The organism is Streptomyces sp. NPDC056503 (assembly GCF_042794995.1).
GTDB lineage: Bacteria > Actinomycetota > Actinomycetes > Streptomycetales > Streptomycetaceae > Streptomyces.
Window position 1 is genome coordinate 42,475 of record NZ_JBHTST010000034.1, and the last position, 18,510, is coordinate 60,984.

The following is an 18,510-nucleotide window of genomic DNA, read 5'->3' on the forward strand; positions in this document are numbered from 1 at the left end:
GTCCTTCGGTCAGGCCGCGGCGCGGCAGTCGTAGCAGAGGGGGGATCCCTCTGCGTTCCACTGGGGACGGGAGCACTGAGCGCACGGGGATTTACGGCCAGGGTGTGCCGACAATGGGAAATCGCCCGGCTCACCCGGCTCACCCCGGCTCGCATCCCTCTGACCTGCGACTTCACTGAGCCGTGCGGCCCGCCGCGCCCGGCTCATGCCCGGCTCGCCATCGAAGAGTGAGCCAGGGTGAGCCGTGTGGTGCACCTCGGGGGCAGGGGCCTGACCTGCGGCGTTGCCGGGTGAGCCGGGTGAGCCGGGGAGTTCGCCATTGTCGGCGTACCCCTTCACTCCGATGCCCTCGTACACCGGCACCTGCCGGCCGTTGATGCGCGGCTTGGCTCGCCGAAGGCGCGGCTCGACGGAGAGCAGGTTGCGGCCGAACAGAGCCTTGTTCCCCGGGCGGACGCCCTGGTCCTCGGCCCAGTCCTTCCACATCTCCCACAGTGCGTCGACCGGGACCGAGCAGGACGGGCCCACCTCGCAGCGGTCACGGACGAATGCGGACGTCGGCGAGGCGGTGTCCTGCATGGTGACGATGGCGTCCGTGGACGAGGACGGTTGCGTGATGCGTCCGTTGGCCTCCAGTCGAGCGAGCCCCTGCAACGACCAGTTGAGGATGCCGGGCAGTTCGGCGGCCAGCTTGTCCGTGAGGGCGGGGTCCTCCTTTCCGAGCCAGCTCACCGTCATGTTCAGCACGATGAAGCGGCGGGCGATGACGCCCGAGGAGTCGCCGAAGTTCGGCAGCTCGTTGGACAGGATCATCAGTCGGGCCGGGATCTTCCCCGTCCAGGGCTCCCGGTACTTCCGGTCGACGTCGAGGGTGTCCTCGCCGGAGATGGTCAGCAGCCGCTCGACGACCTGGTGCCCGTCGCGGCCCGCGAGACGGGCGTCGGAGATGACCGCCAGCGGCTTGCCGAGCAAGGGGGACAGACCGAAGTTCGTCGCGAGGCCGGCCAGCGTGGGACCGGCGACGTTACCCTTCCCGACGAGCATGCCGAGGACGCGCGCGATCGTCCCCTTCCCGGACCGGGTCGGCCCGACGACGAGCAGGATCTTCTGCTGGTCGGTGCGCCCGGAGAGGATGTACCCGAACCACTCCTGTACGGCCTGGACCGACTCGGCGTCGTCCGGCCATACCTTGCGCAGGAACCCGAGCCACGTGGGGCAGTCGGCTGCCGCGTCGTAGTCGAACGGCACGGACACGAGGTTGAAGAACTCCGGTGTGAGCGGCCGGAGTTCCCTGCTGGTGACCTCCAACAGGCCGTTGGTGCACGCGACGACGGGCGACTTCTGCGCGGTGCCGTCCGTCCAGGTCGGGGCGTCCAGGCTCGGCGAGAGAATGCGGATGGCCGACATGGCCTCCATGAGGTCGGCGATCTTCTTCTTCGTCGGCGCCCACGGCTTGATCTCCACGCCGCCCTTGGGCGTCTCGAACTCGAAGGTGGCGTGCTCCAGCTCCTTGTACGCGACCGAGCGGACCTCGGCGGCGTCCAGCTCGCGCCAGTGCGTGCCCTGCCACTCCATCCACTGCCCCCGCCAGTGCAGCAGCGTGGGGCGCCCCTTGTCGGTCCAGGACGGCAGCAGGTCCCGCGCCACGGCCATGGGGTTGCTCGGCGGCGGGGTCGTCATGCGGTGGCTCCCATGCGGTTGTACGCGGATCGGATGGTGGCGGCGGCCTCCCGGGCGTCCAGCCCGGCCCGAACCGCAGCACCGAGCAGGGCGTCCCGGGGGTCCTCGCGGCCGGCCCGGACGTCCTCGGCCGCCCGACAGGCGGCCCAGAAGAGCCGGTTGTTCCGGTCGCCCTGGCGGGAGTCGAGGATGAACGCGACGAGCCCGCGGGCGCGCTCGTCCCCACCCGCCGGCGCCGCGTCCCGCCACCTGGTGCGGCGGGACGGGAACGACGGCTTGGTGACCAGCGCGTCCAGCAACCAGGCCGGCGCGGGAACGGGCGGCTGCTCGGGGTCGGCCAGCTCGTACAACGCGCCGGAAGCGTGCCGGGCCCCGGGGCCGACGACGTAGGCGTTCCCGGCCCGCACGTCCCCGTCGAACTGGCCGTGCAAGGCGCCGAGGCCGTTGCCGAGCTTGAGCGCAGGGGGAGCCCACAGGTAGTCGTGGTGCCCCTTCGCGGTCAGGACGCGCATGGTGGCCGGCCACCGCTGGCCGTGGGCGGCTGCTACGTCGTCGATGGCCCCGGGGCGGTCGCTGTCGACGACGAGGAGGCGCGACCCTCCCGGGCCCGAGCAGGCGCCTACGGCGACGGCGGGGTTCCGCAGTCCGCGGGCGAACGTCTCGTGCGTGCGGCGTTCGTCCAGGGTCCAGGCCCTGGTGAAGGCAACGGCCGGGTGCTTGCCCCGGGACCCGTCGCAGGTCTTGTGCAGGCCGGTGCAGCGCGGGGTAGAGGGGTGATCGCACGGGAAGACGGGGAAGCCGTGGCGGACGAGCCACAGCGCGCCGTCGAGGGGAGTGCGGGTCACGGGCGCTCGCCGCCTCGGTCCGCGGCGTCGAGGGCGTCGGCGAGCGCTTCGACCTTGTCCAGGTGGGCGCGGAGGTCCCGGCACTGCTGGCGGAGCTCGGCGGGGGAGAGGTCGAGGTCGAGGAAGCCCACGGTCGGGGCGTCGGCCCCGGACGCGAGCACCAGGGCGTCGAGCAGCCCACCGCGGCCGGCGCCGGCGCGGGTCGGCGCCGAGGCGTGGTCCTCGTGGCGACCCTGTATGACGCACCACGCGTGCGTGGAGCAGGGGACCGGCTCGCAGCGGTCGGCGGGCGCTTCGGGGCGGGGCTGTGCCATCATGCGGGAAGTCCGTTTCTTTCGTTGAAGCCCTGGGTCGCTGGTGAGCGAGGAGCCCGGGGCTTCGGCGTTACTGGGATCGGATAGGCCCTCAGCGCTGGCGTTGACGCGCCTGCTGGGGGCCGCTTTCACGCGGCTTCGAGGAGCGCGACGAGCGAGGCCGTGATCACGCGGTGGCGGGTGCCGAACGAGAGCGTGCGCACCGGGGCCTCACCGCGCTTGATCAGCTCGTACAGGTGGGACTTCGAGACGCCGAGCACAGCCGCGGCCTCGGGTACCGCCACGGTGGCCGGCCACTGCCGGACCTCGTCAAGCGTGGCGCTCATGCGGCGGCCTCGGTCGGCACGGTGCGCGCGTCGAGCCACGCCTCGATGGCGGCCCGCCGGTAGACCACGCGACCACCCCGACCGGGCGTCTTCTTCACATAGGAGGGCCCGACTCCCTGGCAGCGGTAGTTGGCCAGCGTCTGCACGGCGATGCCGTACTCGGACTGGACTTCCGCAGGCGTCATGATCTGTCGCACTACAGCCTCCTGTCGAATTTTTCGCGACAAAGACTTGCATCATCGCGGTAATCACCGGGATGATGCGGAGCGTAACCGGGATCATCCCGGTCCGCAAGATCCGGACTTCTGTCGAGAAAAGCTCGACTGATACCGTCCGGATCATGACGACGGGACGTATCGAGTTGGGACCGACGGGGCGGACTGTTGCCGCCAACGTGAAGCGACTGCGGGCAGGCCGGGGGCTGACGCTCCGGGCGCTGTCGACAGCGCTGAAAGAGCACGGACGGGCGCTGAGCGCCGACGCGCTCAACAAGATCGAGAACGGAGCTGAGCCGTCAGACCGGGGAGTTCGCCGCGTCGACGTTGACGACCTGATGGCCCTGGCCGTCGTCCTCAACGTCTCCCCGCTGACTCTGCTGCTCCCCTACGACGCTCGCGAGCAGACGGACGTCACCGGAGCGGGCACCGTCGAGGGCGTCCGGGCCTGGGAGTGGGCGCTCGCCAAGCGGCCACTGTCCTACCCGGCGGACGCCGACGCGGAAGAGCGCAGCCGGCACCGCGCGCTGTTCGAACTCGGCTCGCGCGCCGTTGGACTGCGAGACAGGAAACCGAGGGACTGGGGGGACGATGGCTGACCCGATCAAGAAGGTCGTACTCAAGGGCGGGAAGGCCCGGTGGCGGTTCGTCGTCGACGTCGACCCCGTGCCCGTGCGCGACGAGAGCACCGGCGCGGTGGTCGTCGACCCGGTGACCGGTCTGCCGAAGATGAAGCGCCGGCAGCTCACCGTCACCCGGGACACCAAGACCGAGGCGGAGAACGAGTACGCGCGGATCCGGCACCAGCGAGCCACCGGCACGTTCGTGGCGCCGAGCAAGACGACCGTGGCCGAGCTCGTCGACATGTGGCTGAAGGCGGCAACGCGAGACGTCGAGCGGGCCACCGCGCGCAGCTACGAGGACGCCATGCGCTACGTCCGTGCCCACCTCGGGAGCAAGACGCTCCAGGACCTCACCGAGGACGACGTCGAGTCGCTCATCGACTGGATGCTGACGAGCGCGCGCCGCATCGGCGGGAAGCCGGGTACCGGACTGAGCGTCCGTACCGTGAGCCTCACCCTCGGGCGCCTGCGGGCCGCGCTCAACCTCGCCATCCGCCGCGGCCTGATCGCCCGGAACGTCGCCGAGCACGTCACGATTCCGCGCCAGGCCCGGAAGGCCGACCGGGCGCGCAAGAAGGAACGCGTGCCCTGGTCCGAGGACGAGGTGAAGGAGTTCCTCGCGAGCGTCGCCCATGACCGGCTGTACGCCGTGATGCTGCTGTCGCTGATCGGTCTGCGGCCGGCCGAGGTCTGCGGCCTGCGGTGGCGGGACGTCGACCTCACCGCGGGCACCCTCTCGGTCGAGACGACGCGCACGCTCGTCGAGGGCGTCGTCATCGAGAAGGACGCCAAATCCGAGGCCGGTGAGCGGAAGCTGCCGCTGCCCGCGGTCGTCCTCGGCGCGCTGAAGGCGTTCCGGTCCCGGCAGCATCAGGAGCGGCTGAAGGCCGGCGACGGGTACGAGGGCTCCGGGCGGGTCGTCGTCGACGAGCTCGGGCGCGCGGTGAAAACCGACTGGCTCCGGCGCGAGGCGTACAAGCGGATGGAGCGGGCGAGCGTGCGGAAGGTCCGGCTGTACGACGCACGGCACGCCTGCCTGTCCTGGATGGCGAACAACGGCGTGCCGGACACGGTCGTTTCGGCGTGGGCCGGCCACAGCGACCTGTCGTTCACGAAACGGGTCTACGTCCACCCCGACCCGCAGAGCCTGCGCGCGGGGTCGGAGAAGCTGGCCGACCTGCTCGGCTAGCCATGATCAACAACCGCATGTGAGAGAACGTGAGATCCGGGCGGTCGGAGCAACGCAGAAGCCCCGACTCACCGGAGCGAGTCGGGGCTTCTGATCAGGCACTTAGCCTGTTTCCCTCTGGTGCACTCGGCAGGATTCGAACCTGCAACCTTCTGATCCGTAGTCAGATGCTCTATCCGTTAAGCTACGAGTGCTTGTTTTTAGTTCTTGTCTCCGTTTCCCGGCCTTTCGGCCCGCTGTCCCGGCGACAGGAAGAACATTACATGAGTCCCGCCGTCATGTGAAATCCGATTACCCCACCCCTTCTGACCTGCGAAAACGCCATCTGAGGGCATCGTGGACGGCGGGGTGGAGCGAGGGGTTCCAGCGGGGGAAACGGGGCTGGAGGGGCAGGAAGAGACCCGGGTCACACGAGGGCACGTTCCCGGTGCCCCCTCCCTGGCGAGAAGACGCCAGGGAGGCGCGAGAAGGCGCGAGCGGGCGGGCGAAGGGGAGAACGGTCCGGGAACGGCGGAAGCCCCGGCCGTGGGGCCGGGGCTTCCTGAAGCGGAGGCGGAGGGATTTGAACCCTCGATGGGCGGTAAAACCCAAACCGCATTAGCAGTGCGGCGCCATAGACCGGACTAGGCGACGCCTCCTCGCACCACGCGCATGCGCGGACGGTGCGTGCAGATGATGACACAGGCGAGCCTGGTGTCACCAATCGCTTTCACCGTACTAGGCGTGCGGGGTGCAGGGCAAAGCCCTCGGCGCGTCCCGGCTCCGCCCCCGGGGCACACCCCGGGCCCCCGCCCGGCGCACCCCGGTTGCGCAACGCCCGTGGGGCCGGAGCGTTAGAGGGGTGGCGGGCCGGGGGCCCGGGACCTCCCGCTCCCGAGCGATCCCGCCATTCCCGTAAGCCGCACCCCGCACCCCCGTAGTCCCGTAGCCCCGTACGCACGCATTACGCACGTATCCGGAGTCGCTCCATGCCGCTGCGCCGTCTCGCCCTCTCCACAGCGCTCGCCACGGCCCTCGCCGCCGGGCTCGCCGGCACCGCCGCCGGGGCCGCCCCGGCCGTGCCGCTTCCGCCGCTGCCGCTGCTGTCGCCGCCCGACTCGCTGACGGTGACCGTCACCGGGAGCGGGAACCCGGCCGCCGAAGGGAGCTGGAAGCTGACCTGTGACGACCGGCCCGGCGGCGATCATCCGGCGGCCGCGCGGGCCTGCGCGCGCTTGGAGGGCTTCGCGCGCGCCGGGGAGGACCCCTTCGCGCCGGTGCCGGCGGACCGGATGTGCGCGCAGGTGTACGGCGGGCCGGTGACCGCCCAGGTGACGGGCGTGTGGCAGGGGCGTCGGATCGAGGCCCGGTTCACCCGTTCGAACGGCTGCGAGATCGACCGCTGGGAGAACGTGGAACCGCTCCTTCCGAGCGTCCGGGGCTGACGCTCGGGGGCGCCGTTAGACTCCCTCAGTGACAGGGCCGCCGCCCGAGGGGCAAGATGGGGCCGGCCCGCCGTCACGGCACATGCCGGACGGCACACACCGCGGGCACGGCCCGCAGGCAATTGCAGGCGTCAGGGAGGAAACGTCGTCGTGAGCAGCAGGCCATCCCGAGGCGCTGCTCGCCTCGCAGCCATACTCGACGCCCTCCCCGACGGCCTCGTGCTCGTCAACTGCAACGGCACGGTCGTCAACGCCAACACCATCGCCCTCGGCATGTTCGAGACCCCCGGCACCGCGCTCGTCGGGCGCGGGCTGCTCGATCTGCTGCCCACCTTCGACTCGCGCCTGATCCCCGGCTCGATGCGCCGCCCCGATCCGTCGGACGAGCGCGGCCGGACCACGCCGACCCGGATGATCGCCCGCCGCACGGACGGCGGCGAGTTCCCGGTGGAGGTGACGAGCGCCAGCCTGGAGGACGGGCGCGAGGCATACGACTCGTACTCCAGCTACACCGGCGACGAGCTGCTGATGCTCGTCGTCCGCGACCTCACCGGCACCCTCGACACCGAGGCCGAGCTGGCCCGCTCGCAGCGGCAGACCGAGATGATCCTGCGGGCCGCCTCCGAGGGCGTCGTCGGCACGGACACCGACGGCCGGGTCGTCCTCGTGAACCCCGCCTTCGCGCAGATCCTCGGCTACCGCGCCGGTGAGCTCGGCGGCGCCGAGCTGCACCCGCTGATCCTCGCCAAGCGCGCCGACGGCACCCCCTTCCCGTACGAGGACTCCCCGCTCGCCGACACCCTCAAGTCCGGCCGCAAGCACCGGGTGCGCGGGCAGGTCCTGTGGTCGAAGAGCGGCGACCGCGTGCCGGTCGACCTGACGACCGCTCCGGTGCGGGACGGCGACCAGCTCGTCGGCGCCGTGATGACCTTCACCGACCGCAGGCCGCACGAGGAGCTGGTCGAGAAGCACACCGCCGAGCTCGCCGACCGCGCCGAGCGGCACGCGGCCGAGCGCGAGGCGCAGGCGGAGAAGTACGCGGCCCTCGCCTCCCGGCACGCCCAGCTGACCGCCGTGCTGGCCGAGTCGCTGCGCGGGCCCCTGGAGGAGCTGCGCGGGGAGCTGGGGTCGCTCGCCGCCGACGACGGCGTGCAGCTGTGGCCCGAGGCCAACCAGGTGCTGCACCACCTGGTCGCCGGGTACGCCCGGATGACCGCCCTCGTCGACAACGTCCTCGGCTACCAGCGCCTGGCCGCCGGCGAGGAGGAGCTGGACCGGAAGGTCGCGCTGCTCGACGGGATCGTGACCGGCGGCATCGACGCGGCGCTGGAGCTGATCGGCCCGGGCCGCGCCCAGTTCGCCGTGCACGCGCCGCCGATCGAGGCCGAGGTCGACGCCGGACGGCTGACGACGGCGCTCGCCCATCTCGTCGCGGACGTGGCCGGGGTCGACGCCACCGGCAAGACCCGCGCCTCGGCGCAGGGCGCCGCCACCCCCGCCGACTCGACGATCGTGGTCGCGGCGGCGCAGCGCGGCGAGGTCGTCCGCATCGAGGTCCGCGGCCCGTACGCGGGCGGCGACCCGGTGCACGGGCCCATCGTGCGCGGCATCGTGGCGGCGCACGGCGGTGTCGTGCAGACCCATGAGGTGCCGGGGACAAGCGGCGGGGCGTACGTCCTGGAGGTGCCGATCGGCGCGGGTCGGGGGACCGTTCCCGCGGCCGAGGCGAAGCCCAGGACCGAGATCGAGCCCAGGACCGAGCCCACGACCGGGACCGGGACCGAGCCGGAGCGCGCGCCCGGCGCCTCCTCCGCCGGGGCGGAGGGCGGTGTACCCGCGCTGCCCGCGCAGGCCTCCGGTCCCGCGGACGGCGGGACGGCGGGCGGCGGGACCGCGGGCGGTTCCGGGCGGCGCCGGGCGCGGCGCGGGTCCACCGACGCGTTCCTGGAGAGCGCGACCTCTCCGGAGGGCGGCGCCGAGGCGGTCGCCGTGCCGGCCGCCGGTGGCGGACGCCGTCGCGCCCGTACGGAGGAGGCCCCGGGGCCCGCCGAGCTGATCCCCGCCCAGCAGTCCGCCGGCGTCGAGCCGACCGGCCGCCGCCGGGGCCGCCCCGCCGAGGGCGCCGTGGTGACCGCGGCCGAGGGCGCCCAGGAGCGGGCGGCGCTCGGTGCCGCCGTGCCGCCGCAGGGCGTCGCCGCCGAGCCTGCCGGTGCTCCCGCGCTGACCCCTGCCCTGCCGGCCGCGCCGCAGGGCGCCGCGATCGCCGTGGTCTCCCCCGAGGGCACCGAGGCCGAGCGGCCGACCGGCCGCCGTCGGCGCGCGCTCGCCGCCGCGCAGGAAAGGGCCGCCGCCGCCGAGGCGGCGCCCCGGACGCCGTTCGCGCTGCCGCCGGCCGAGGCCGACCGCGAGGAACCGCCGACCGCCGTACGGGACGAGGACGGGCACGAAGCCGACCGCGGGCCCGGGCACGTGGCCGGGCACGAAGCAGGACGTGCGGCCGGGCACGGGACCGGGCGGGCCGTCGGGCACGAGGCCGGGCGTGAAGCCGGTGCCGGTGCCGGTGCCAGTGCCGGGGACCGGCAGGGGCACGAGGCCGTACGGGACGTGCCCGCCGGCCACACTCCCCCGCTGCCGCATCCCCTCCCGGCGGCCCCGGCCGCACCGGCGGCCACCGCGGTCCCGGCCACCGGTCTGGCTCCGGTCGCCCCGCCCATGCCCGCGCCCGCGCCCGCGCCCGAACCGATGCCCCTTCCCGGGCCCGTCGCCGTACCGCCGGCCGCTCCGTCGCCGACCGCCTCCGCCACCCCCGCGAACGGCACGGGCACCGGTTCCGTACCGCTGCCTCCCGAGCTCCCGATGCCCGCGCCCGCGCCCGCGCCGGGCCCGGTTCCGCCGTCGGCTCCGCTGCCGAAGGACTCCACGCAGGGGCGGGCGTTCAGCGTGCGCACGCTCGGCCAGGGGGTGCCCTTCGCGCCGCCGGCGCAGGCGGGGACGCCCGTGGCCGCTCCGTCGAACGGTTCGGGCCGGCGCCGCAAGCTCGCGACGCCGCCGGAGCTCGACCCGCCGGCCCCGCTTCCGGCCGCCACCGCGACGCCCGCGCCCGTGACCCCGTCCGTACCGGAGCCCGTCGGGCTGCCGCCCGCCGCCGAGTCCGAGGGCCGTGGGCGGGCGTACGCGATAGGGGCACCGGCCGAGGGCTCCGACGAGGGACCCGAGCCGCTCGACGGCCCCGGTGGCGCGGTCGAGGTCGTCAACCGGCCCGCGCCGCTCCCCGTCGACGACGAACTCCCCCCGGAGCCGCTCGACAACCCGCGCCGGCTGCTCGTCTGGCCCGCGCCGGACGTGGCCACCCAGCAGGCGCTGAGCGACCGCGGCTACCGGCCGGTGATCGTGCACTCCCGCGAGGAGGTCGACGCGCAGATCGCCGCCTTCCCGGCCGCGCTCTTCGTCGACCCGCTGACCGGCCCCATCACCCGGACCGCGCTCCAGTCGCTGCGCCAGGCGGCCGTCGCCGCCGAGGTGCCGGTGCTGCTCGCGGCCGGACTCGGGCAGGCGGGCCGCGAGGAGGCGTACGGCGCCGATCCCGCCGTGCTGCTCAAGGCGCTCGCGCCGCGCGACAGCGAGCAGCACCCCTCGCGGGTGCTGGTCATCGAGGAGAACGAGCACATCGCGGACGCCCTCTCCGCCACCCTGGAGCGGCGCGGGATGCAGGTGGTGCGCGCGGCCACGGACACGGAGGCGGTGGCGCTGGCCGGCGAGACCCGGCCGAACCTGGTGGTCATGGACCTCATGCAGGTACGCCGTCGGCGGGCCGGGATCATCGACTGGCTGCGGGCGAACGGGCAGCTCAACCGCACCCCGCTGGTCGTCTACACCTCGGCCGACCTCGACGCCGAGCGGCTGCCCGAGCTGTCCTCCGGCGAGACGGTCCTCTTCCTGGCCGAGCGCTCCAACAGCGCCGAGGTCCAGGCCCGGATCGTCGACCTGCTGGCGAAGATCGGCACCAACTGAAGGGCGGGGTAGGGCCGTCGTGGCCCTACCCCGCCCCCGGTACCGCCCGGCCGGAGCCGGCTGCCGCCCGGCCGGAGCCGGGCGACGTCCGGTTAGAGCTGGGTGACGTCCAGCTCGCCCTCCGCGTACTGCTTGCGGATCACCTTCTTGTCGAACTTGCCGACGCTGGTCTTCGGGACCGCCGGCACGATCGCCCAGCGCTCCGGCAGCTGCCACTTGGCGATGCCGCCCTCGGTGGCGAGGAAGTCCCGCAGGGTCGTGTAGTCGGCGGTCTCGCCCTCCCTGAGGACGACGGTCGCGAGCGGGCGCTCGCCCCACTTCTCGTCCGGGACGGCGACGACGGCGGCCTCGGCGACGGCCGGGTGCGCCATGATCGCGTTCTCCAGCTCCACGCTGGAGATCCACTCGCCGCCGGACTTGATGACGTCCTTGGCGCGGTCGGTGAGGGTGAGGAAGCCTTCGGGGCTGATCACGCCGACGTCGCCGGTCTTCAGCCAGCCGTCCTCGCTGAACTTGTCCTCGGGGCGGATCGGGTCGGCGCCGACGCCGCCGAAGTACGCGCCCGCGATCCAGGTGCCGCGCACCTCCAGCTCGCCCGCGGACTCGCCGTCCCAGGGCAGGTGCTCGCCGGAGGGGCCGACGAGCCGGCCCTCGACGCCCGCGGGGAAACGTCCCTGCGTGACGCGGTACGGCCACTCCTCCTCCGGGGTCAGCCCGGCCGGCGGGTGCGCCATGGTGCCGAGCGGGGAGGTCTCCGTCATGCCCCAGGCGTGACAGAGACGGACGCCGAGGCGGTCGTACGCCTCCATGAGGGAGGGCGGGCAGGCCGCGCCGCCGATGGTGACCTGCTTCATGGAGGAGAGGTCGCGCGGGTTGGCGGTGACCTCGGCGAGCAGGCCCTGCCAGATGGTGGGGACGGCGGCGGCGTGGCTCGGCTTCTCGCGCTCGATCATCTCGGCGAGCGGGGCCGGCTGGAGGAAGCGGTCCGGCATGAGCATGTTGATGCCGGTCATGAAGGTGGCGTGCGGCAGGCCCCAGGCGTTGACGTGGAACTGCGGGACGACGACCAGGGTCGTGTCGCTGTCCGTCAGGCCCATCGACTCGGTCATGTTCACCTGCATGGAGTGCAGGTAGATCGAGCGGTGGGAGTAGACGACGCCCTTCGGGTCGCCGGTGGTGCCGGAGGTGTAGCACATGGCCGCGGCCGAACGCTCGTCCAGCTCGGGCCAGTCGTAGCCGGTCGGGCGGCCCGCGATCAGCTCCTCGTACTCGTGGACGCGCGGCGCGGCGCCCTCCAGGAGGGAGCGGTCGCCGGGGCCCGAGACGACGACGTGCTCGACCGTCGGCAGGTGCGGCAGGAGCGGGGCGAGGAGGGGGAGCAGCGAACCGTTGACGAGGACGACCCGGTCGGCGGCGTGGTTGACGATGAAGGCCAGCTGCTCGGGGGGAAGGCGCAGGTTGAGGGTGTGCAGGACGGCGCCCATGGAGGGCAGCGCGAAGTACGCCTCGACGTGCTCGGCGTTGTTCCACATCAGCGTCGCCGTGGCCTCGCCCGGCTGGACGCCCAGCTCGTCGCGGAGCGCGTTGGCGAGCTGGGCGGCACGGTCGCCGATCTCGGCGAAGGTGCGGCGGTGTGGTTCCGGCTCGCCGGTCCAGGTCGTGACGGTGGACCGCCCGTGGACCCGTCGGCCGTGCTCGAGGATCCGGCTGATGGTGAGCTGTACGTCCTGCATGGTGCTGTACACGGGGCGTCCTCCCGGTGGGCGCTACGTGGCAGTAAGGGTGTGCAGATTCTGCGCACGTACCGCGCGGTATGTCACTACCCGGGAGTATCGAAATTGCCAGTGATCACTGGCGGAGGTCGACGACCGACCACGTCCGGGCCGGTGGTGAGGGGTTCGAGGGCCGGCCGGCGGCGGTCCCCGGCGGCCGGGAAGCCGGCGGTCCGGGGGTTCAGGCCCCGACGCCCACCGTGAGTTCCGGGTCCTCGCGGAGGCGGCCCAGGGCGCGGGAGACCGCGCTCTTCACCGTGCCCACGGAGACTCCGAGCACCTCGGCCGTCTGGGCCTCGCTGAGGTCCTCGTAGTACCGCAGGACGACCATCTGCCGCTGCCGCTCGGGGAGCTTCATCACGGCGCGCCACATGGCGTCGTGGAGGACCTGGCGCTCGGCCGGGTCCGGCTCGGCGGGGCCGGTGGGCTCGGGGAGCTCCTCGCAGACGAACTCCTCGACCTTGCGCTTGCGCCACTGCGAGGTGCGGGTGTTCACCAGCGCCCGGCGGACGTACCCGTCGAGGGCCCGGTGGTCCTCGATCCGCTCCCAGGCCACGAAGGTCTTGGTGAGCGCGGTCTGGAGCAGGTCCTCGGCATCGCTCGGGTTCGCGGTCAGCGACCGGGCCGTGCGCAGCAGCAGCGGCTGCCGCGCCTTCACGAAGGAGGAGAAGGAGGGGTACGCGAACGGGCGCGGGCCCTGGTGCGGCGAGGTGCGCGGGGCCGTGCGCCGTGCGGGCCGGGTGGCGGCCGTCGAGGCGTCGGCGCAGACGGGGCCAGTGGGTGGCGGAGTCATGACTCCACGCTAGGAGCGGCCGGGTCCGGGCGGATCGGCCCCAGGTCCCGAACCCGGCTCCCCCTCAGGTCGGAGTCCTCGGGGTGCCCCCACCTCCTCTGGGTGGAGCCGCCGCCGCCCGGAGGTCAGGGTCACCCCCAAGGAACCACCTCCTCCGCTTCCCGCGCCGTCCGTGGTCTCACCGGCTCTACCGGCCCCACCGGGGGGGGGCGCCGCGGTCCAGGGGGGGCGCGGCGGTCCAGGGGGCGCGGCGGTCCAGGGGGGGCGCGGCGGTCCAGGGGGCGCGGCGGTCCAGGGGGGGCGCCGCGGTCCAGGGGGCGCGGCGGTCCAGGGGGCGCGGCGGTCCAGGGGGCGCGGCGTCAGGTGTCCGCGCCGAGGACCAGGCCCGAGGTCGGGACGCCCGTGCCGGCCGTGACCAGGGCCCGGGCCGCGCCGGGTATCTGGTTCACGGAGGTGCCCCGCAGCTGCCGCACCGCCTCCGCTATGCCGTTCATACCGTGGAGGTACGCCTCGCCCAGCTGGCCTCCGTGGGTGTTGATCGGCAGCGCGTCCGCCGCGACGAAGTCGCCGCCCTCGCCCGGCCCGCAGAAGCCGAACTCCTCCAGCTGCATGAGCACGAACGGCGTGAAGTGGTCGTAGAGGATGCCCACGTCGATGTCGGCCGGGCGGAGTCCCGAGGTCTGCCAGAGCTGGCGGGCCACGACACCCATCTCGGGCAGCCCGGTCAGCCCGTCCCGGTAGAAGCTGGTCATGGCCTCCTGTTTGCGGCCCGCGCCCTGGGCCGCCGCGAGGACGACGGCGGGCGGGTGCCGCAGGTCGCGGGCGCGCTCGGCGGTGGTGACGACGATCGCCTGGCCGCCGTCGGTCTCCTGGCAGCAGTCGAGGAGACGGAGCGGCTCCGCGATCCAGCGGGAGGCGGCGTGGTCGGCGAGGGTGATCGGCTTGCCGTGGAAGTAGGCGGCCGGGTTGTTCGCCGCGTACCGGCGGTCGGTGACGGCGACGTGCCCGAAGACCTCCGGGGCGAGTCCGTAGGTGTGCAGGTAGCGCTGGGCGGCCATGGCGACCCAGGAGGCGGGGGTGAGCAGCCCGAAGGGCAGCTGCCAGCCGAGCGCGGCCCCTTCGGCGGAGGGCTCGCGCTGCTGCACGCCCGAGCCGAAGCGGCGCCCCGACCGCTCGTTGAAGGCCCGGTAGCAGACGACGACCTCGGCGACGCCCGACGCGACGGCGAGCGCGGCCTGCTGGACGGTGGCGCAGGCGGCGCCGCCGCCGTAGTGGACGCGGGAGAAGAAGGTGAGTTCACCGATGCCGGCCGCCTGGGCGACGGTGATCTCGGGGTTGGTGTCCATGGTGAAGGTGACGAGCCCGTCCACGTCCCCGGGGGTGAGCCCGGCGTCGTCGAGGGCGGCGCGGACCGCCTCGACGGCGAGGGAGAGTTCGCTGCGGCCGGAGTCCTTGGAGAACTCGGTCGCGCCGATGCCGGCGACGGCCGCCCGGCCGCCGAGGCCGTCGGGGCGGCGCAGGCTCATCGCGGCACCTCCACCGTGACCGTGCCCGTGACGTGGTGGCCGAGACCGTTGGCCCCGGCGACGCGGACGAGGGCGAGGGCGGTGCCCCCGGGGCCGTCCGTCACCCCTGCCACGGTCCCGGTCAGGGTCATCGTGTCACCGGGGTGGTTGGGGGCGCCGAGCCGGATGGCGACCTTGCGGAGCACCGCGCGCGGGCCGAAGTGGTCGGTGACGTACCGGCCGACGAGGCCGTTGGTGGTGAGGATGTTCATGAAGACGTCCGGGGAGCCCTTCGCCCGGGCGGCCTCGGCGTCGTGGTGCACGTCCTGGTAGTCGCGGGAGGCGACGGCACCGGCCACGATCAGGGTGCGGGTCACCGGGATCTCCAGCGGCGGCAGCACGTCACCGGTCCTCACCTCCGGTCGGTCCGTGGGGTTCACGCCGGGTCTCCCTTCGCGAGCAGGTCGCCGAGTTCGGCGAGGAGTTCGGTGCCGTGGCCCAGATAGGCGTCGAGCTGCCGGCCCCACAGGAAGTGCCGGTGGACGGGGTGGTCGAGGTCGGCGCCCATGCCGCCGTGCAGGTGCTGGCCGCTGTGCACGACCCGCCTGCCCGCCTCGGAGGCCCACCAGGCGGCGGTCAGCGCCGCCCCGGAGCAGTCGAGGCCCGCGTCGGACCGCCAGGCGGCCTCGTAGGCGGTGACCCGGATGGACTCGGTGTCCATGTAGGCGTCGGCGGCCCGCAGCTGGACCGCCTGCCGGGTGGCGAGCGGCCGTCCGAACTGCTCCCGGACGGAGGTGTACGCGACGGCCCGGGCCAGCGAACCGGCGCAGACGCCCGCCTGCAGACCGGCGAAGGCGGTCCGGGCGGCGGCGAGCACGTCCTCGTACGCCCCCGCCCCCTCCCCGCCCCCGAGCCGCTCGGCGGGCGTCCCGTCGAGCACCAGCCGCCCCGCGGACCAGGGCGCGGTCAGCTCGACGGCCTCGACTCCGGCGTCCCCGGCCCGCACCAGCCACAGCCCCCGCTCCCCGTCCGGCACGAGCACATGGGTGGCGTCCCGCAGCCACGGCACCCAGCCGACGGTCCCGGTGAGCCGCCCGTCGTGCGCCGTGACCGTCCCGGGCGCCGGGAAGGCCCCCGTCGCGACGGCCGTCCCGTCCCGCAGCCCCGGCAGGAGGCGGGCGCGCTGCTCCTCGGTGCCGTGCCGGGCGACGGCGAGGATCCCGTACACCCCGGTCACGGCGAGCGGCACCTGGGCCGTGACCCTGCCCTGCTCCTCCAGGAGGAGGACGAGGCCGAGCAGGCCGATCTCCTCGACGGCGGCGGGCAGTCCGGCCGTGCTCAGCGCCTTCCACAGCTCGGCGTCCGTGCCGGTGCCGGCGGCGGCGAGCCGCTCGTGCGTGGAGAGGTCGCCGAGGATCCGGGAGGCCAGCTCCCGAGCGGCCTCCTGCTCCTCGGTGGGCGTGAAGTCCATGTCAGCGCTCCCCTTCCGAGGCGTCCCCGCCGGCCCGGCCGTTCCCGGCGTTCCCCTCGTCCCCGGCGTCCCCGCCCTCCACCGCGCGGAAGACGGGCAGCTCCAGCTCCTCGTCCACCCGCTGGAACTCCAGCCGGACCGGCATCCCGATCCGCACCTTGTCGTACGGCACCCCCACCACGTTCCCGACCATCCGGACGCCCTCGGCCAGTTCGATCAGCCCGACCGCGTAGGGCGGGTCGAAGGCGGGGAAGGGCGGGTGGTGCATGACCACGTACGAGTAGACGCTCCCCTCGCCGCTCGCCTCGACGGTGTCCCACTCCGCCGATCCGCAGTCGTTGCACCCCGGCAGCCAGGGGAAGCGGAGGGTTCCGCAGGCCGTGCACCGCTGGATCGGCAGCCGGTGCCCGGCGACGCCCTCCCAGAACCCGGCGTTGTCCCGGTTGATCACCGGCCGGGGCCGCCGCGGCCGGTCCGGGGACTTCGCGGGGCGCGCGGCGGGGGCGTACTTGAGGATCCGGAAGCGGTGGGTGCCGGCGAGCTCGCCGCCCGCCCGCACGTCCATCCGGGTGGTCACGAAGTGGCCGGTGCCGAGCCTGGTCGTCTTGCGCGGCGAGACGGACTCGACGACGGCCTCGAAGGTGATCTCGTCGCCGGGCCTGAGCGGACGCAGGTACTCCTGCTCGCAGTCGGTGGCGACGACCGAGGTGTACCCGGCCCCGTCGAGCAGGCCGAGCAGCTCCCCGTACGCCTCCGAGCGGTCCTCGTGCCCGGAGAGGCCGCCCATCGTCCAGGCCTGGAGCATGGTCGGCGGCGCCACCGCGTCCGCCCCCCGGTACGCCGGGTGCGCGTCCCCCATGGCCTCGCACCAGTGCCGGATCATCGGCAGGTTCACGGGGTCCTTGCCCCGCCCCGCGACGGCCGCGGGCCGCCCCGCGTACCCCTTCAGCCGCTCGTACAGCGGGTCCCGCCCGCCCTGCTCTTCCCGCCCGTCGCGCGCGCCCTGCCCGTCGCGCGCGCCCCGCGCGGCCGGCCCGCCCCCCGGCCGGACCTGTCCCTCCCCGCTCATCGCCGTCCCCTTCCCCGCATGCCGAGCCGTGCCCGCGCGACGATCTCCCGCTGCACCTCGCTCACTCCTCCCCCGAAGGTGTTGATCTGGGCCGCGCGGTTCATGCGCTCCAGCTCGCCGCCGTCCCGCTCCCCCGGCGATCCCGCTCGCACCGTCCCCGCGTCACCCGTGATCTCCTGACATATTCGGTACACCTCCACCGCCGATTCGGTTCCCGCGAACTTCACGCCGCTGGCGTCCCCTGGGGTCAGTCGGCCGGCCCCCACGTCCCCCACCAGACGCCAGTTGAGCAGGCGTGTCGCCGCCAGTCGGGCCTGCGCCTCGGCCGCCCGGATCCGCACCCACGGCTCGTCAATCCGACGCCGCCCGCTCACCGGATCGGGGGTACGGGCCCGGGCGAGGGCGGCGGCGAAGAAGTCCTCCGCCTGCATGCCGATCGCGGCCAGCGCGACCCGCTCGTGGTTGAGCTGGTTGGTGATCAGCCCCCAGCCGCCGTTCTCCTCCCCGACGAGGTTCCCGGCCGGGACCCTGATCCCGTCGTAGAAGGTCGCGGTGGTGGTGAGCCCGCCGACGGTCTCGATCGGGGTCCAGGAGAAGCCCGGGGCGGTGGTGGGGACGAGGAGGAGGGAGATGCCCCGGTGCGGGGGCGCCTCGGGGTCGGTGCGGCAGGCGAGCCAGATCCAGTCGGCGTTCTGCGCGTTGGAGGTGAAGACCTTCTGCCCGTCGACGACCCAGGAGTCGCCGTCGCGCACCGCCCGGGTCCGGAGCGAGGCGAGGTCCGTGCCGGCCTCGGGCTCGCTGTAGCCGATCGCGAAGACGCACTCCCCGCGCAGGATCCCCGGCAGGAAGGCGGCCTTCTGCTCCTCGGTCCCGTACCGCATGAGGGTGGGGCCGACGGTGTTGAGGGTGACCATCGAGACGGGTGCGCCGGCCCGGTACGCCTCGTCGAAGAAGACGAACTGCTCGTCGGCGCCGCGGCCCTGGCCGCCGTACTCCTCCGGCCAGCCCAGGCCCAGGAGCCCGTCGGCCCCGATCCTCCGCAGGAGCCGGCGCTGGGCGGCGCCGTCGCTCGCGGGCGGGGGCCCGTCGGGCATCGTCTCGCGGAAGTACGCGCGGAGTTCGGCGCGCAGCCGGAGCTGCCGCTCGGTCGGGGCGAGGTGCACGGGACGGCCTCCCGGGGACGACGAAGGTTTCTGACTGTCCGTCAGATACGGTCGCCCTGTCAAGGCACCCTCCGCGGAAACGGCGGGCGGCCCGTCCGCCGGTACCGAAG

General features: G+C 73.8%; 16 protein-coding genes and 2 tRNA genes. 4 read left to right on the top strand and 14 right to left on the bottom strand.

Going from position 1 to position 18,510, the window contains the following annotated elements; all coding sequences use genetic code 11:
• Positions 1–9: 9 nt before the first annotated feature.
• The 5 genes from ACFQ8C_RS13380 to ACFQ8C_RS13400 all read right to left on the bottom strand — a co-directional run bounded on the left by ACFQ8C_RS13380 (position 10) and on the right by ACFQ8C_RS13400 (position 3,350).
• Positions 10–1,680 (bottom strand): phage/plasmid primase, P4 family, encoded by a 1,671-nt coding sequence (locus ACFQ8C_RS13380; RefSeq protein ID WP_383455900.1) that lies wholly within the window; start codon positions 1,678–1,680, stop codon positions 10–12.
• Positions 1,677–2,525, bottom strand: a complete 849-nt coding sequence (locus ACFQ8C_RS13385; protein ID WP_383455903.1) for a bifunctional DNA primase/polymerase — start codon at positions 2,523–2,525, stop codon at positions 1,677–1,679. Before ACFQ8C_RS13385 ends, ACFQ8C_RS13380 begins: the two co-directional genes overlap by 4 nt.
• Entirely contained in the window at positions 2,522–2,842 is a 321-nt protein-coding gene (locus tag ACFQ8C_RS13390; RefSeq protein WP_383455906.1) for a hypothetical protein, read from the bottom strand. Before ACFQ8C_RS13390 ends, ACFQ8C_RS13385 begins: the two co-directional genes overlap by 4 nt.
• A gap of 125 nt (positions 2,843–2,967) precedes the next feature.
• On the bottom strand, positions 2,968–3,165 hold the full coding sequence (locus ACFQ8C_RS13395; RefSeq protein WP_383455908.1) for a helix-turn-helix domain-containing protein: 198 nt from the start codon (positions 3,163–3,165) through the stop codon (positions 2,968–2,970).
• On the bottom strand, positions 3,162–3,350 hold the full coding sequence (locus ACFQ8C_RS13400; RefSeq protein WP_383455911.1) for a helix-turn-helix transcriptional regulator: 189 nt from the start codon (positions 3,348–3,350) through the stop codon (positions 3,162–3,164). Before ACFQ8C_RS13400 ends, ACFQ8C_RS13395 begins: the two co-directional genes overlap by 4 nt.
• Positions 3,351–3,505: 155 nt before the next feature.
• Here ACFQ8C_RS13400 and ACFQ8C_RS13405 point away from each other — a divergent pair, with 155 nt between their 5' ends.
• Positions 3,506–3,979: a helix-turn-helix domain-containing protein gene (locus ACFQ8C_RS13405; protein WP_383455914.1), complete on the top strand. Its 474-nt coding sequence runs from the start codon at positions 3,506–3,508 to the stop codon at positions 3,977–3,979.
• The gene (locus tag ACFQ8C_RS13410) at positions 3,972–5,192 is read left to right on the top strand and encodes a tyrosine-type recombinase/integrase (RefSeq protein ID WP_383455917.1); all 1,221 of its coding nucleotides are present in this window, start codon (positions 3,972–3,974) and stop codon (positions 5,190–5,192) included. Before ACFQ8C_RS13405 ends, ACFQ8C_RS13410 begins: the two co-directional genes overlap by 8 nt.
• A gap of 118 nt (positions 5,193–5,310) precedes the next feature.
• On the opposite strand, the gene ACFQ8C_RS13415 is transcribed toward ACFQ8C_RS13410, so the two are convergent.
• A tRNA-Arg gene (locus ACFQ8C_RS13415) sits at positions 5,311–5,386 on the bottom strand.
• Positions 5,387–5,739: 353 nt separating this feature from the next.
• A tRNA-Ser gene (locus ACFQ8C_RS13420) sits at positions 5,740–5,830 on the bottom strand.
• Positions 5,831–6,160: 330 nt separating this feature from the next.
• Here ACFQ8C_RS13420 and ACFQ8C_RS13425 point away from each other — a divergent pair.
• A complete protein-coding gene (locus tag ACFQ8C_RS13425; protein WP_383455920.1) occupies positions 6,161–6,616 on the top strand; it encodes an SSI family serine proteinase inhibitor in 456 nt (151 codons plus the stop codon).
• 150 nt (positions 6,617–6,766) lie between these two features.
• A complete protein-coding gene (locus ACFQ8C_RS13430) occupies positions 6,767–10,627 on the top strand; it encodes a PAS domain-containing protein (protein ID WP_383455923.1) in 3,861 nt (1,286 codons plus the stop codon).
• 92 nt (positions 10,628–10,719) lie between these two features.
• Here the strand turns inward: ACFQ8C_RS13430 and ACFQ8C_RS13435 are convergent, their stop codons facing one another.
• From ACFQ8C_RS13435 to ACFQ8C_RS13465, 7 genes are all read right to left on the bottom strand, one after another.
• Positions 10,720–12,372, bottom strand: coding sequence for a long-chain fatty acid--CoA ligase (locus ACFQ8C_RS13435; protein ID WP_383455926.1), 1,653 nt, complete (start codon positions 12,370–12,372; stop codon positions 10,720–10,722).
• A 208-nt stretch (positions 12,373–12,580) separates the two neighbouring features.
• Positions 12,581–13,192: a SigE family RNA polymerase sigma factor gene (locus tag ACFQ8C_RS13440; protein WP_383455929.1), complete on the bottom strand. Its 612-nt coding sequence runs from the start codon at positions 13,190–13,192 to the stop codon at positions 12,581–12,583.
• A gap of 359 nt (positions 13,193–13,551) precedes the next feature.
• Positions 13,552–14,718: a lipid-transfer protein gene (locus ACFQ8C_RS13445; protein ID WP_383455932.1), complete on the bottom strand. Its 1,167-nt coding sequence runs from the start codon at positions 14,716–14,718 to the stop codon at positions 13,552–13,554.
• Entirely contained in the window at positions 14,715–15,113 is a 399-nt protein-coding gene (locus ACFQ8C_RS13450; RefSeq protein ID WP_383455946.1) for a MaoC family dehydratase, read from the bottom strand. Before ACFQ8C_RS13450 ends, ACFQ8C_RS13445 begins: the two co-directional genes overlap by 4 nt.
• Positions 15,114–15,133: 20 nt before the next feature.
• Positions 15,134–16,168, bottom strand: coding sequence for an acyl-CoA dehydrogenase family protein (locus ACFQ8C_RS13455; RefSeq protein ID WP_383455934.1), 1,035 nt, complete (start codon positions 16,166–16,168; stop codon positions 15,134–15,136).
• A 1-nt stretch (position 16,169) separates the two neighbouring features.
• On the bottom strand, positions 16,170–17,237 hold the full coding sequence (locus ACFQ8C_RS13460) for a bifunctional MaoC family dehydratase N-terminal/OB-fold nucleic acid binding domain-containing protein (protein WP_383455937.1): 1,068 nt from the start codon (positions 17,235–17,237) through the stop codon (positions 16,170–16,172).
• Complete coding sequence (locus ACFQ8C_RS13465) at positions 17,234–18,400, bottom strand: acyl-CoA dehydrogenase family protein (RefSeq protein ID WP_383455939.1); 1,167 nt, start codon at positions 18,398–18,400, stop codon at positions 17,234–17,236. Before ACFQ8C_RS13465 ends, ACFQ8C_RS13460 begins: the two co-directional genes overlap by 4 nt.
• Between the last annotated feature and the right edge of the window lie 110 nt (positions 18,401–18,510).

What these genes read in the sequence shown, in the direction of transcription:
- ACFQ8C_RS13380 (WP_383455900.1), bottom strand. Translation starts at nt 1,680, where the DNA reads ATGACGACCCCGCCGCCGAGCAACCCCATGGCCGTGGCGCGGGACCTG.
- ACFQ8C_RS13390 (WP_383455906.1), bottom strand. Translation starts at nt 2,842, where the DNA reads ATGATGGCACAGCCCCGCCCCGAAGCGCCCGCCGACCGCTGCGAGCCG.
- ACFQ8C_RS13440 (WP_383455929.1), bottom strand. Translation starts at nt 13,192, where the DNA reads ATGACTCCGCCACCCACTGGCCCCGTCTGCGCCGACGCCTCGACGGCC.
- ACFQ8C_RS13445 (WP_383455932.1), bottom strand. Translation starts at nt 14,718, where the DNA reads ATGAGCCTGCGCCGCCCCGACGGCCTCGGCGGCCGGGCGGCCGTCGCC.
- ACFQ8C_RS13410 (WP_383455917.1), top strand. Translation starts at nt 3,972, where the DNA reads ATGGCTGACCCGATCAAGAAGGTCGTACTCAAGGGCGGGAAGGCCCGG.
- ACFQ8C_RS13460 (WP_383455937.1), bottom strand. Translation starts at nt 17,237, where the DNA reads ATGAGCGGGGAGGGACAGGTCCGGCCGGGGGGCGGGCCGGCCGCGCGG.
- ACFQ8C_RS13400 (WP_383455911.1), bottom strand. Translation starts at nt 3,350, where the DNA reads ATGACGCCTGCGGAAGTCCAGTCCGAGTACGGCATCGCCGTGCAGACG.
- ACFQ8C_RS13455 (WP_383455934.1), bottom strand. Translation starts at nt 16,168, where the DNA reads ATGGACTTCACGCCCACCGAGGAGCAGGAGGCCGCTCGGGAGCTGGCC.
- ACFQ8C_RS13405 (WP_383455914.1), top strand. Translation starts at nt 3,506, where the DNA reads ATGACGACGGGACGTATCGAGTTGGGACCGACGGGGCGGACTGTTGCC.
- ACFQ8C_RS13425 (WP_383455920.1), top strand. Translation starts at nt 6,161, where the DNA reads ATGCCGCTGCGCCGTCTCGCCCTCTCCACAGCGCTCGCCACGGCCCTC.
- ACFQ8C_RS13395 (WP_383455908.1), bottom strand. Translation starts at nt 3,165, where the DNA reads ATGAGCGCCACGCTTGACGAGGTCCGGCAGTGGCCGGCCACCGTGGCG.